The following is a 13822-nucleotide window of genomic DNA, read 5'->3' on the forward strand; positions in this document are numbered from 1 at the left end:
CTCCGGTCGGGCTACGCCCTCCCTCCACCGTCCCCCTGCTGAAACCCAGACCTGGGTGACAATCCTCTCATAGAGCCTGGTCCAAAAAATGGGGGGAGGTCAGCTTGAGGAAATGACGAAGAGGCGGCGTCCGCTCCGGCCGGCGTCACTTGGCTTGCAGCCACGGCATATTCGCGAGCGTGCCATTGGCAACCCCAGCGCCGCCGGCCTGGTTGGTTGCTTGTAGTGAAACGTCGCTGGTCAATGGAAGATGGCAGGAGTGGAAGCAGATTGGCGTTAATGACATGGAGAAGTGCACCTAAAAACGGCTACAAAATCTGTCTTGACTTTTCACGCAGCCCAATGGCAGGTGAGAACTGCCCGCAACAAGCTGGGGATACGAGCGATTTATCCCGGACCGAACACAAGCGCTCCAAACAAAGAACATACGAAATATCCGTATCTTCTGGCCGGTCTGGATATCACACGGCCAAATCAGGTCTGGGCCACGGATATCACCTATATCCGGTCTGAGGCGGGCTTCATGTACCTCGTAGCGATTGTCGATTTGTTCAGCCGGCGCGTGCTGAGCCACCGCTTGAGCAATGCGCTCAGCGCCAGGTTCTGCGTCGATGCCTTAAAAGATGCCATACATGGATACGGGCCGCCTGAAATCTTCAACACGGACCAGGGGAGCCAGTTTACGGGCGAGCAATGGATCGGCGTTCTCACTGGCCACGGCATATCCATCAGCATGGACGGCAAGGGCCGGGCGCTGGATAACGTCTATGTCGAGCGCCTCTGGCGCAGCCTGAAATATGAGGACATCTACCTGAATGACTACGAAAGTGTGCCGGAACTGGGGCGCGGTGTGGCGCGGTATTTTTCTTTTTACAACAGCCGACGGTTCCACCAGTCCCTGGGCTATCAGACGCCGGATGAAGTGTACTTCGCGGCACTGAGGGAGGCAGCTTGATGAAGGTATGACGTAGCGGTGGCGTCCTCGCCGGCCGGCGTCACAGGGCTTGCAGCCACGGCATATTCGCGAGCGTGCCGTTCGCAACCCCAGCGCCGCCGGCCTGGTTCTGCGGTTGAGGAGAAAAGTAGCGGGCCACTGGCGGACAGCGCGGTAGAGCCGACCAGATTGGCGTCAACCAAGGAGAAAAGCACCTAAAAACTGCTACAACATCTGTCTTGATTTTTCGCGCAGTCCACATTGGCTGGTGTAGACGCCGTAGTGTCGCAGTTCGCACACCACCTTGCGATAGCCGTAAAACGGATAACGCTCGTGGATGTCAAAAAGCGCCTGCTCAAGGAGCATATTCTGCTCGGGCGGGCCAGGCATTGCCGACCGCGAGTAGAAAGAGGAGCGCGGCAGGTCGATCAACTCGCATTGGCGCTTCACTGGCAATTCCTCGACGCGGTTCACGAGCGGTTTCGTTTTTTTTTCAGCTCTGGTTGAATCTTGGTGAACGCCCTCTGGAGGTAATCGCGTTCCATGGTAAGCTGGCCGATGGTTTTGAGGTATTCGGCTTCCTTGGCTTCAAAGTCCTTTTGGTCCTGGCTTTTGCCGCGGGCGAAGGCCTCGGGCAGGGACGCAAGTGCCTGCTCTTTCCATTTGCGAATCAGATTCGGGTGAACATCATATATTTTTGACAGTTCCGCCAATGTCCGATCCTCACGCATAGCCTCAAAAGCCACCTTTGCCTTGAAATCCTTTGAATAGCTCTTACGCATCTGCTCAAACCTCCGTTGCAGATCTTCACGGAGATTCACACCTAAAAGCAAGGGCTATTTCTGTCCAAAAATCACCGCGCACTATACTCAAAGGGCGTGAAACTGCCAAAACATAAACACAGGCTGAGGCGCTTCAGGAGCTGGAGAGTGAAGCATACGCGACTGGTATCGCATATCGAATCAAGGAACAGCTGCGGTGAATACGGCAAGCGGAAACCAGCCATGCGGCGAAATGGCGAGCGACGAATTTTATCAATTATGCCTGCAATAAAGTACAGGAAGAGCCGCTTCTCAGCTCGGTCAGGATAGCATTGCGCACTTTCGAAAAGCACTTGGACCGTATCCTCTATCGTTGGCGATCATGGCACACAAATGCTCGGCTAGAGGGACTAAACGGCCTGTTCCAAGCTGCACGTGCAAGGGCCAGGGGGTATAGAAATCCGGCAAATTTTATAACCATGATCTATCTCATTGCTGCACCACTTGGCGACATCGTTGTCGGAAAATGAATTCCACACGAAACGTCGAAGAGCCCATATAGGTGGTGCTGGTTTTTGTTGTCGGTCCTTGTCGACAGATTGTTTATCTTCTTGGCTTGCAAGAGCATAGCTCGTCGATCAACAAGTGATCCGCCTTGGTATCTCGTCCGCAACAGTAGGAGATCACCAATTTCCACAGATCTACGCTTCGCGTCAGGAAAGCTCGGGGCTGTCACACGTGGCTGCGCATGCACAAACACACCGCCCGTCTTCAATGAATTACCACCAGAGAGCGTGACGGTGTTCATATGACTTGGCAGGTGCCACACTAGATTAGCTACAAGCTGCGGCTCATGCTGCGCTGGTTTTCTGAAAGCATGACGCAACGCCGAGTGAATCTTATCCATCAAGGCGAATTGGTCATTAGGCGACAAAGTCCATCGCACAACATCCCCCTATTCATTTACGGCATGTTATTAAACAAACGTAAAAAAGATCTTCAGACGATTACCAGTATCACGAGGCAAGACTTCGTCATGCTGTAGCCGCCCCACCACGATACCCGGCGCAATGCCGATGTCCTCAGCGAAGCGCTTAATGGCTGCCAGGGTAGGCCTGCCGCTCTTCATCAATCGACGCATCTGGGCCGGTGGGATGAGCTTATCGCGGGCGTATGCATTGGCCTCCTCCTCTTTCTCTCCGTTCAGACCTTTACCTTCTATGAAGACCTCTTTTCGGCCATGTTTGACGATATGCCCGGCCTCATGGAAGAAAGTGAACCAGAGGTGATCGTTACTCTTATATCTCAGGCTGAGCTGGATGACCGCCTTGTCACCAAGCCAGCGTGTTGCCCCCCAGATGCCAATTTTTGGCAATTCGGGCACGAACACCACCGCAACTCCGGTAGAGGCGCACAGCTCCTCGAGCTTTGGGACAAATGCTTCTGGGCCCTCCCTGGTCAATCCTCTCACTTCGTCGAGGACGGCCAGAAAACGTTTGCGATCATATGGGGCACACTCGATCTGCTGCGCCTGGTGTTCACCTTGACGCAGCCATGCTGAGACTGCTTCTGCGCATTTCTCAAAGCGCTCAGTCTGTCTGTAGGCGACCTGGTACTCGCGCCAGACTGTTTCCCATTGCCGGGGTGATGACACGCCAAAGAAGCGCAACACCGCGTCGAGTTGTTCGAACTTGTCCTTGAGCTTGGGTATCCACCCCAGCTTGGCCATATCCTTGACCGGGACCTGGGCGAGCCATTCCAGATACGATTCCATGCGCTCTTGCTCTGCAAGCCGTGTACGATCCTCCTGGTACTGCCGTTCCAGGTTGCTCCAGAAATGCGATGGCCGGCCCAGGGTCCGCTCCAGCTTCAAGGCCGTTTCTGGCGTGATGGGCGACTTGGCCTTGATGATCTCGTTGATGGTCTTTTTGGCAAGACCCGTTCTGTCTGAAAGCTCGGCCTGGGTCATGCCGAGTTCTTCGAGGTACTCTTCGAGCACTTCGCCGGGTGTGACCAGGTAATCAGGGACGAACTTGCTATTTTGCGCGCTACTCATGGGTATCCTCCACTCCCAGGATTCTGATGGCGGTCACCTGGGCCCAGTCCAGTCCGCCATCCTCGTGTGTGGGGACCGGATCATGAGCGGGAGTGAAAATCAGACGATAGGGGTGGTCCAGGTCCACGGAGAGCTGGCCCCTTCGGTTTCCTTTCAATTCGTGACACCGTTCAGGCTTCGAGTACGGTGGTCCTAAGTCGTAAAGGGTTTCAGCAGCTCGCAATGCCTTCATTCGAAGGCGAATCTTCTTGGCTCGTTTGGCTCCGTGAATCCTGTCGAGCTGCGCTCCCTCATTGAACTCTTTCTCCCGCTTCCTGGTGTTGAAGAATATGTCCAAACCTGATCTCCGTCAAGAAGTATTAACCTATCAGGTTAATAAAATCACAAATTGCCGAGTAGTTCTTCCATGGACATTCTGAGAACTCGCGAGCTTTCCTGCCAGTTTGCAATGGCCTGCTTGAGGCTGACGGTTTCGATCGCGCCGTTGCCATTACCGTTTCCGTTGTCAGCCCGAACGTAGAGCGGGGTGCTGAGGCTGCCGCTTTTCTCCCGGATCTCGTCATTGCCTACCACCCGGGCAAAGCTTTCCCTGTCATCGAAAGCCTGACAGGCGGCTACAATGCGCTGGATATGATCCTGGGTGCGGAAGCTCTGTGTCAGCTCGCGCGGGTCACTTCGTCCACCCTTTAAGGGCTGTGTCATTAAACTGAATACGGGCTAATGCCAAATAATTTTAAAAGTTTATCCAGAAAATGTCTAAATATAGCTCCGCTACACAAATGACCTGGATAAAGTATAAAAACTTTCTGACAGTAATTAAAACTCCTAAAGTATTTCGGAGGTCGACCGCGCAAGCAAGAGACGAGGATGATGGCAAATTGGAGACAAAAAAGTCATCTAGGGTAGTCAAAATGGCCATTCGATTTTTTTCATTTTTTGATGATACGTCTCAGCAAAATCTGGTTCTATTTGTTTTGCATATGCCAAAAGCCCCTGAATGTAATTACGCAAGCCCCAAACCGTATCAAACCCGCGCTTATGTGCATGTTTTGAAGGGCCAAAATCTTGATGGAGCAAGTAATGAAAATGCTGACGCAGTCGAGATTTGAAATGCCGGGTAAGGCGTGGGGCTTTGTCGTTTACAATAAGCCCTAACACAATCTTCCTTGCACCAGGTGGAGAGACCCGTGTTTTAGTTGTATTAGGTGACAGTCCGTACTCCCAGAGCATTGAATATATAGTGCCAATAACTTGTGAAGCAGACTTCCGAGAAAAGTGATTGTTCATAGTTGATAAGCAAATATCATCAGCATATCGTGTGTAGATCAAATCGTGTTGATTGGCGATTGATAAAACCTTTTCGTCAAACGGCTGCATTACTAGATTGGAAAGCATGGGGCTTGTAGGTGCTCCCTGGGGAAGATGCCCAATTTTATGATTGAAATAAGCTTTTATTGGCAAGATTTTAGCATTGAATTTTCGATTTACCCAACATTGCCGATCGTAAAAATTGCTTTGACTTCCTATTCTGGTGCATATGCGCCCGAGTTCAAAGGCTAAAAGGGGCTCGTACCCAAAGCCTCTGAAGATGTTGTAAGTATTTATCTCAGATATTGACTCAAAAAAATTTTTCACATCGAGTTTGATTAGCCATTTGCACCCGCAATGCAATTTGGCAGCACAATAAATACTACTTCCTTTGGAAAATGCAAAACTTGCATGATGCGGTTTGACATGAGCCAGTATATTCCTTGTAATCCATTGTTGCGTTTTCAGTAAAGGCCAGTCAGGCACGCAGATAACTCTGAAACCTCTCGATTTGGCAACATTATCGCTTTTGGGAATTCTAAAGGTCCGATATGGATTCTCATGTTTTCGAGAGATGATATTTCGCAGATAGTTATAACGAACATCGACTAGTTCTGAAAAATGCTTAAGTGTAAAAATCGGTGGCAGATTGGGATTAGTTGTAGCAATGGAATCGCCGATTCGAATAGCGTTGGACAAGACGTCAGGGTCAACACCCTTTAGTTGACCGTGCTTTTTGTATTCCTGAGGGCGCCAAGTGGACATCTACTTTGACTCGCATGAGGTAAGATTTGGGACAGCCCTAGCAAGACACCGTAGCGCCCGAGGGTTGTCCCAAAAGTTGCTTCTAAGCAGGAGCTTATTCGAGGATACGCAGTAATCTGCGCTCCCTGCCGGCCCGGGATAACGGACCGCCGCCACCTGAAAACAGGTGTTAACTAGAATCACCTCTCGGCGCCCTCAGTGATTTTGGATAATACATGTAATCGCTGTTATCCGCAATTGTTTCCCTTGGCTCTTTTAGCGAGCGTGCCTTTCGAAGCATCCGGTAGCCAATTTCAGTCAACCTGCCTTCTTGGTTGACAAGCCCAAGGTCCAAGGCATGTTTATTTAATATTCGGACTTCCGGAACGGAAAACTTCGTCCTAAGGGCAACAGCCTGCTCATTATATGATCGCCTTTTCGTTGCAGCTAAAAAAAGAATCAATGCCCGCCCAGTCTCATTGGTCTGAAATACCCATTCGCCTTTTGCAAGTTCACCTTCTTTAATATTCGCCAATTGCATCTTCAGTGCACCAATTCGATCTTGACCAACAAATGCATGTCCAATATCAAAGGTTACGCCCTCTCTAAAAAGCGGCTCAATGCGGCTCCCCTCAACTATTTTATGGAGCAACAATGGTGCATTATTTGGACATCCATGCGGGAAAATGATCAGCGCGCCTGTACCCTTAAACCCTACGCTGCCTAATGTAGGCTTTCCATGCGGATCATTACGCATGCAGAACCCTTTCATTTTATAGGCATATTCTGAGTCGAATTCAGAGTCAATGGTAGGGCAAGGTTTGACGTAATTCACGAGGGGAGCACAAGGATGAGACTTCACGGACTTCTCGCCTTGTTGCGTGGCTGCGTAGGCAATAACAGTAAAAGATAAAAGCTTCATTGAACGCCAACTTTTTACGCTTTTTACCCGCCAAGCGCTTTGTAAATAGTCATAACAGCGCTTGCCACTTCCAATCAAATCAGAAATCAAGTAAAATTTGCGCACTTTTTTTGATCTTATTTCATCAGGTCCTGGGTGATTCAAGAATTTGCTTTTGTCTTGGCGGCACAACGAAGTTATTATGTTTGAAACAATACCTTCACTGCCGACTTCCGAAGATGGATTTTTTAATAGTTTTGGTCCTTTTCCTACGGCCCGCTTGCTCTTTCCATCATGCAATGCTTGCTCTTTATACAGCGGATTTCCATGAAGCTCTCTTTCAGCGTACAAGCCTATTGGCCCATCAGCGTCCTTTGCGCATTGCGCAATTAACGATATTAAGTCTTGACAGAATTCATCTCTCGTAACACGCGTTAGAGAGTCTATCAGGCTGATAGCCAAATACTGTTCTGACTCTGGAAACTGCTTGATCCAGTTTATTCCAGCTTCAGTTTCCGATAGTTTCATTGAGACGTTCCTGTATTATTGTGTTGAAAATTCAAGAACACCTTGCTCCAGTTCAGATTGACAATTCAGTCTTCTTCCCAACAACATCTCTTTCTCCGGCCAGGCCTTCATTTGCAAGCAGATGCTCTTTGCCGCATCGTCAGGAGGTTTGGTAGTCGTTGTCAGGATATACTGGAAGGGTGCTTCCACCGGGCCGCCACAGTCACTGGTCACTGTCCACATCAGGGTCAGCAGGCGTGTGTAGAGGCGGTGATTGAGATCGGCTTCGCGGGGGCTGTCGTGGATGAGGAAGCCGGGGTGATACGAGGCACCATGGCCGGCGCAGAGCATGGCTGTAATGTCGCCCAGGATGGTAGCCAGGGTGTCCACCACGGCGCCGGCTTGTTCGCCGCTTTCGAGCACGCGGAAGCAGAGATCGTTGTCGTGCTGGATATCTCCGGAATACGCCGCCCCGAAGGTGTATCGCACGAGGTCGGAAAAGACCTCGCGGACGGTATCGCCGTGGACGAGGGCGTCCTGCCTGGCTTTCTTGAGCCGGGCCTCTGCGTCGGCAAGGTCCACGGCGAGGGTTGCTTCTTCCTCTTGCGCCTTGCTCAGCTCGTGGTTCTCCACTGTGCCGGCGAGAATGGCTTCATTATTGCCGTACTCTTCACAGATGCGGCTCAGGTCCTCGCATTTCCTTTCCAGATCGTCCAACTCGCTTCTGATTCGCGTTCTGTCCAGGCGCAGCTTATCCTTGAAAGCTTGTATGCTTGAGAGCTCTGAACGTTCTTGCGCAAGATCAGCTTTGGCGGCTTCATTTTCTTGTTGTAACTCCTGTGCAGCTCTCTGGCCATGCATCTGGTCTTTATATGTCCCAATTTTTGAAACATTTTTTCGTGCTCTACGCTTCGCAAGGTAGTCTATGGCATATTGACATTGTTCGATCTTGATTTCAGGAACATATGCGCATTGATCCTTCATTTCCTGCTCAAGCTTTTGCAACCTTTTTTCATCAGGATCATCATCGTCTTTTAAAACTTCGATCATCGCATCTCGTCGTTCTTCTGCCGCCAAAAGCAGGGAAATCTCTTTTTCCTTGCTTCGCAGAACGGAATCGAGCCGTGATATCTTGTCATCCGTGGCATCCAGATCCTGCTCCCGGGCTTTGATTTCTGAACGCAAGCGAAGGAGTTCATTCTTCACGAGCATCTCAAGGCTGAACATGGGCTTGGAATTGTCGATGGGGGAAGGTGGATTATTCGGGAGCAACTGGCTTAGCCTGCGTTTCAGGTCCATTTGCCTAAGTCGTGGTTCGTTCTCCAGTTGCTCGCGTTCGTCCACTGCCTGCTTGTGACACACGTGCAGCTCGGTCACATGGTCTTCGAGTTCCTGGATTTCCGGAGAGAGCAGTTTGAGTACGCCCCTGGCCAGATGCTTGGGGTGTTCCACGGGTTTTTTGAAGCGCACGCCGGATTCAGCATCGGACTCGCGCCAGGTCCAGAAATTGCGCAGCCTGGCTTCCTGGTCACGACTGAGCCAGGCGAGCAGATGCCGCCACTCAAAGGTCATGCTTGGCAGGTCACAATGGGGCGGAAGCAGGCGAGCCAGGGCAGCCTGGTACTCATCCATGCGCACGCCCGCGAAGTTCGGTGCAAAGAGGTCTTCAACACGCGCTTCCGGCTTTGTTTTCGGCAGGGAATTCGTGGAGAAAGGGCGGGCTACGGCCCAGGAGGAGCCGTCCACCACAACTTCCGCCGCTACCCAGCCCTGGGGAAAGCAAGAGCGGATGCGCTCTTGCGCACGCTTTGTTCCAAAGGTGTCCTCGCCCAGAATATGGCGCACGAGGCGGCAAAAGGTGGTCTTGCCCACGGAGTGGCCGCTGCGAATGAAGGATGAGGACCCGAGTTCGTCTGAAGTGTCCTCGGTTTCTTCGCCAAAGCCAAGGACGATGTTGAGGCCCCGCTTCAAGGGGATGTCGCGAATGACGGCGGAGAAGTCAGGCGCCTTCAGGAGCACGAGCCGACGAAGCCACAGCCGTGGTTCACCTGCCACGAGATGCAGTCGTGCTCCCAGTCCTGCGGTCATTTCCCCTCCTACGAAGCCTTAAGCAGTCGATCAATCTCTTTGTGCATGGTCTTGCTTTTTTCTCTGTCTATCGAATTCTCCCTACTTGCCCTGTCTCTGTCAAGAATAAGATAAGCGTAATGCGCAATAGTATCGACTTCTGGAACGTTTCGCAGATTGAAATCCTGGGCGAGGCGACATGTTCGCGTCTTGATATCGATTTGCAATCCATTCTTTTCTAACAAATCTTTGACGATGTTCTTTTTGATGGTATCCCCGCTGGGGAGGTCGTGCAGGCCCGCGGCCTCCAAGGCCTGCTGCAGCATCCGCTGCTCTGCGTCCTGGAGCAGGTCACGGCCCAGCTCTGGCGTGGTCGCAAAGAGGGCCATGATCACATAATCATCAAACGACAGCCCGGGCTTGAGGAGAACAAAATGCGGGGCGAGGAGAAAGACCCAGGCTGTGCGCTCGGATTCGAGATAATCTAGGTAAGGCAAATCCTCCCTGCTCAAGGGGCGCGTGCGCTTTGGCCTTGCTTCTTCCCTGGGGGGGTGAATGTGTGATGGCCAGGCTTCGCGATCCCAGCGCTCCATGGGGATGAAGTCGCCATTTTCATCCACGGGCGGCCCTGGGGGCGGGTCCAGGCGGGTCTGATAGGGGCTGCCCGTGCGCATGGCCTCGGCCATGGCGTCATAGATTTCGAGGATGGTGTCTTTAGTGCGATAATGGCCGTGCGCCTTCACGTCCTTGCGTTTGACAATGGGAAAGGTCTCCATGACGTAGTCCACTGCGTGGCGAGGGGTCGGGATAGCGTCCGTGAGGCGGGACAGTTCCTCGTCCGTCACGCCTTCAACCTGGTGCCAATCTCCTTCAGACGTAGCGGGCAGGTAGAGATGAAAAAAGGCGGCATCCAGTTCGCAGCGTAAAATAAATCTTCTTTCGTTGTCCCACTTAAATGGTGAACCATAGTAGCTTAAGCTCTTTGCAAAGTACTGCAGGTCCCATGAAACGTAAACTAGTTCACAAATACGCAAAGCTAGCCATTGTGAACAATCAAATTTCATGTTCCATGAAGCCGTTTCCACGAAATAATTCGGCAAAATTGCCGGTAATTGCTCAAAATGATACTGGTCGAGATGAGTTCCTCCAATTTTTTGCCGGGCTATATAATCAAATATTGTACTTGACATCATTGCAGCAAATACTGGAAGTAAGGGATGATTAGAAAACACTAAACCAATTCCATCGGCCACACCACTAACAGGCAATACTACAGGAATCACTGAGCGTGACATAGTGTTTGTGTCGGTAATTCTATGCCAACCAAGGAGCCATCCTCCATGGAATCTTTTCCCAATTTGCTTATGAACCGATTCTGGTGTCACCCAATAGCGAGGTGAGTTTGTGAACAATGGATTCTCTTTGTGTCTATTGTCAACTCCTTCTAAGATATCACTGTCATTATACGTTGAAGCGCGGTGATCAATCCATTCTGTCATCTTTGCTTCGTATAAAGGGAGAAGATGGGGCTCAAAGTAGTTATGAAATAAATGTTTATGTGATCCCATATTAAAAAGCCCCTGGCGCGTCTCAACATTCCAGCTGTCATTCGTGGTCAAGCATTCATCTTTGACAATTGGAAACCGGTTGTACACCATGCTCGTAATTAGAGCATCCTTTGGACAAAGAAAGACTGGTGCAGTACCGGTTCTCGGGTTCAAATTCAAAATTTGATTTGTATTCAATGCAAAACGTCTTTCCGGTGCTCTAGACTCTTCCAGAGTCTTAGCTAAAAAAACGAAAACAACATCGGTATTTTCATTTTTTTTGTTTTTATTTAAAGTCAGAAGGCAAAATCTCAGTGATGATTTTGCATCTGGGAAAAAAGTCTTATTAGTGTTGTCAAAGCCAATTGAAGAGATAAGTGCTTTGTCTTTAACAATTTTTTGAAAAAGGATGCCATTTGTCTTATCTGTTACGATTCCTGCTTGTACGACAAGCCCAGTAAATGCATCTTCTGAGAGTAGTTGGAGAGAAAGTTCAACAAAAGAAGAATAGGTGTTAGTTTTCCCGACTGCGGTTAAGGGTAATCTGCCAGAGTTAGACATAAAACATGATATCGCTTCTATATAACGCTTTGTGAGACTTAAGTCTGCTTCACAAGTAGAGGTGTTCTTGGTTTCAAATTGTATTTGCTCCCACGGCGGATTCCCCAACACGCAGTCAAAACCCCCGCTCCAGCCGGTGACGTCGTCCTCGGCGATATCCTTCTTGGGCTTGGGTTTGAAGACATCGGGGAATTCCAGGTGCCAGTGGAAGAACTTGTACTGTTCGGAAAGCCTGATGATCTCGTCGTGCATCCAGGGCGCTGTGGCGTGCGGGTTGTTGCGTATTTTGCGGAATTCGAACTCGGTGACGGGGTAGTCGAACTCCTTGGTCTTTTTCCAGACAAAGGCGGCGCAGAAGGCGTCCGCCCAGAGCCGCCCCTGGCGGTAGCTCGCGGAGGTGGCCAGTTCCTGGTAGCGGCGTTCCTTTGCCTGCACGTCTTGCAGCGTGTCGTCCGAGAGGGCGTCTATGGCGTCCACGCTGGCCGCGAGGTCGCCCAGGCGCACGTAGGGCTCGTTTGCGTCAAACAACAAGCTCGCCTGTTTCTTCACGCTGCCCTTGGGGTCTTCCTTGCGGCCCTCGCGTTCGCGCTTGTTTTCCTTGCGCCATTTCGCGCACAGGGCCTTGTCGTCGCCTTCGATGGGTTTGAAGGCCTCGTCGGGGATGCCGCGTTCCAGAAGCGCCGGCGTAGCGCCGAGCAGGCTGTTGCCGCACTTGATGTGGTGATCGAGAAAGGCCAGGGGCTTGCCCGGTTCCATGGCTTCCATCCACAAGCTGACCTTGCACAGCTCCACGGACATGGGATTGATGTCCACACCGTAGATGCAGCGGGCGATAACGTCGCGCAGGGCATGCTGATAGTGCTCGGGCGCGGGCTCTTCTTCCCCCGAGCGGATGGCGGCCAGGCGTTTGGCCAGGCGGTGAGCCGCAGCAATGAGGAAATGGCCGGAGCCGCAGGCCGGGTCGCAGACCTTCAGCCTGAGCAGCGCGTTTTCCGGATTTTCCTGGCGCACGGCTTCGTCGAGCACTGGGTCGAGGGCGGAATCGAGCAGGCAATTGACCAGGCTGGAATGCGTGTAATAAGAGCCCGTGGTCTTGCGCTCGGAGCCGGCGCCCGTTGTCAACACGAAGCGGTCCTCGGGCCTGGAGGCGTCCATGTGGATGACGGGGTGCATTTCCAGCAGGGACTCGTACACGCTGCCCAGCTCCTCCGGGCCGAGGTTGCGGTAATTGATCTGGCGACGGATGTTGCCTTCCACGGTGTAGGTCAAGGCCCGAACAGCCCTGAGCAGATCGGCGTTGGCAATATCCTGCCCGTTGAGGTCCGGGGTTGCGGCCGGTGCGAAGAGAAACCCGCCCAAGGCCGGCAGGGCCAGTTCGGGACAGCCCGCGAACAAGTTCTCGAGCACGAGGCGCAGCGCCCGCCAGAGATCGGGGTGCCGCGTGCCGCGTGTCTTTCCGGCCAGGGCACGGATACGCGTGGTGGCATAGTGGTTCTGGTAGAGCGCACGGGCCTCGGCCGGAGCCGCTGGATCGGCGAGCAATTCACGGTCTTCCGCGACAAAGAGGAAGAGCAGGCGATAGACCTGGCGCAGGACCTGCCGGTAGTAGTCTTGCGTGGCAAGATCGCCCCGGCGCAGTTTTTCGCGCAAGGCGACATTGGCGGGGCAGGCCAGAAATCCGCCGCCCAGGGCCTCGATGGCCCTTTGGACACCGTCGCGCAATTGATCCAGCGCGCGCACGCCCTGCTCGATGGCCGTAGTGTACCATTTCTCCAGCCAGCAATGCTCCGGGGTCTTGCCCTCTGGCACTTCAACGCGGGATTGGTGGCAGAGCAGAAAGAAAAGCAAGAAATCGCTGTAGGCTTCGGCGTCCATCATCGCCTGAAGGTCGAATTCGACGTAGGCCTGGCGGGTGAGTGAGACATTGTCGCGCAGAAGGCGCAGGCTCAGGCCATTGGAGACGAGCCCCCAGAGGTGGTCGGCCGAGGCATTGAGCCACTCCTGAACCAGGCTGTGCGGACTGACGCGCGAGGCGCCGGCGCGTCCCGGCGTGCGTCTGTCCAGCTCCTGGCGGAAACTAACCAGATGGATGGGCGTGTTCTGCCAGGCATGGCTGATGGGGTAGCTTCGGCCGCCGCTTTCATGAGCCTTGCGCGTGGTGAGCCTGCCGTAGCCCAGCTCCTGGAAGAGGATGAGCAGCCAGCGTTCGCGGGTGAGGCTTGTGCCGCTGTCGGACTCCGGCAGCTTTTCCATGGCCTCCTTGAAGCCTTGCCACGCACCCTGCAGGCGGTTCCAGGCCCGCGTGGCCACTTCGTTGAGGCGTTCTGATGGGGCCAGGTGGTAGTCTTCGGGGCGGATGCCGGGGATGTCGCGGTCAGCATCAAGGATGCGCCGCAACAGGTCCATGGGCAGGATTGCCCCTTCCGTCCGGATGCT

At 52.6% G+C, this 13822-nt stretch carries 11 protein-coding genes and 1 pseudogene; 2 read left to right on the forward strand and 10 right to left on the reverse strand.

The genetic code is table 11. The features are described 5' to 3' along the window. Positions 1–145: 145 nt before the first annotated feature. Positions 146–286: a hypothetical protein gene (locus tag ACZ5EH_RS15280; RefSeq protein WP_464274739.1), complete on the reverse strand. Its 141-nt coding sequence runs from the start codon at positions 284–286 to the stop codon at positions 146–148. A gap of 63 nt (positions 287–349) precedes the next feature. Here ACZ5EH_RS15280 and ACZ5EH_RS15285 point away from each other — a divergent pair, with 63 nt between their 5' ends. Beyond that, positions 350–955: an IS3 family transposase gene (locus tag ACZ5EH_RS15285; RefSeq protein WP_464278311.1), complete on the forward strand. Its 606-nt coding sequence runs from the start codon at positions 350–352 to the stop codon at positions 953–955. 204 nt (positions 956–1159) lie between these two features. Here ACZ5EH_RS15285 and ACZ5EH_RS15290 read toward each other — a convergent pair whose 3' ends face one another. Both ACZ5EH_RS15290 and ACZ5EH_RS15295 read right to left on the reverse strand, forming a co-directional pair. After that, positions 1160–1408, reverse strand: a complete 249-nt coding sequence (locus ACZ5EH_RS15290; protein ID WP_464274740.1) for a hypothetical protein — start codon at positions 1406–1408, stop codon at positions 1160–1162. Continuing rightward, on the reverse strand, positions 1405–1716 hold the full coding sequence (locus ACZ5EH_RS15295) for a transposase (protein WP_464274741.1): 312 nt from the start codon (positions 1714–1716) through the stop codon (positions 1405–1407). The genes ACZ5EH_RS15290 and ACZ5EH_RS15295 overlap by 4 nt, the downstream gene beginning before the upstream one ends. A gap of 83 nt (positions 1717–1799) precedes the next feature. Between ACZ5EH_RS15295 and ACZ5EH_RS15300 the strand changes: the two are divergent. Beyond that, a pseudogene (locus ACZ5EH_RS15300) lies at positions 1800–2225 on the forward strand (transposase); the annotation flags it as partial. 446 nt (positions 2226–2671) lie between these two features. Here ACZ5EH_RS15300 and ACZ5EH_RS15305 read toward each other — a convergent pair. The 7 genes from ACZ5EH_RS15305 to ACZ5EH_RS15335 form a co-directional block, all read right to left on the reverse strand. Next, positions 2672–3751 carry a HigA family addiction module antitoxin gene (locus ACZ5EH_RS15305; RefSeq protein WP_464274742.1) on the reverse strand — a complete coding sequence of 360 codons (1080 nt, stop codon included), beginning with the start codon at positions 3749–3751 and terminating at the stop codon, positions 2672–2674. Next, a complete protein-coding gene (locus tag ACZ5EH_RS15310; protein WP_464274743.1) occupies positions 3744–4088 on the reverse strand; it encodes a type II toxin-antitoxin system RelE/ParE family toxin in 345 nt (114 codons plus the stop codon). Before ACZ5EH_RS15310 ends, ACZ5EH_RS15305 begins: the two co-directional genes overlap by 8 nt. Positions 4089–4132: 44 nt before the next feature. Continuing rightward, the gene (locus ACZ5EH_RS15315) at positions 4133–4453 is read right to left on the reverse strand and encodes a hypothetical protein (RefSeq protein WP_464274744.1); all 321 of its coding nucleotides are present in this window, start codon (positions 4451–4453) and stop codon (positions 4133–4135) included. A gap of 204 nt (positions 4454–4657) precedes the next feature. Next, positions 4658–5824: a reverse transcriptase family protein gene (locus ACZ5EH_RS15320; RefSeq protein ID WP_464274745.1), complete on the reverse strand. Its 1167-nt coding sequence runs from the start codon at positions 5822–5824 to the stop codon at positions 4658–4660. Positions 5825–5993: 169 nt separating this feature from the next. Next, positions 5994–7232 (reverse strand): phosphoribosyltransferase-like protein, encoded by a 1239-nt coding sequence (locus ACZ5EH_RS15325; RefSeq protein ID WP_464274746.1) that lies wholly within the window; start codon positions 7230–7232, stop codon positions 5994–5996. 15 nt (positions 7233–7247) lie between these two features. Beyond that, positions 7248–9299: a hypothetical protein gene (locus ACZ5EH_RS15330; protein ID WP_464274747.1), complete on the reverse strand. Its 2052-nt coding sequence runs from the start codon at positions 9297–9299 to the stop codon at positions 7248–7250. An 8-nt stretch (positions 9300–9307) separates the two neighbouring features. Continuing rightward, positions 9308–13792, reverse strand: coding sequence for an Eco57I restriction-modification methylase domain-containing protein (locus ACZ5EH_RS15335; protein WP_464274748.1), 4485 nt, complete (start codon positions 13790–13792; stop codon positions 9308–9310). Positions 13793–13822 lie beyond the last annotated feature (30 nt).

The sequence above is a fragment of the Desulfovibrio biadhensis genome (assembly GCF_055388615.1).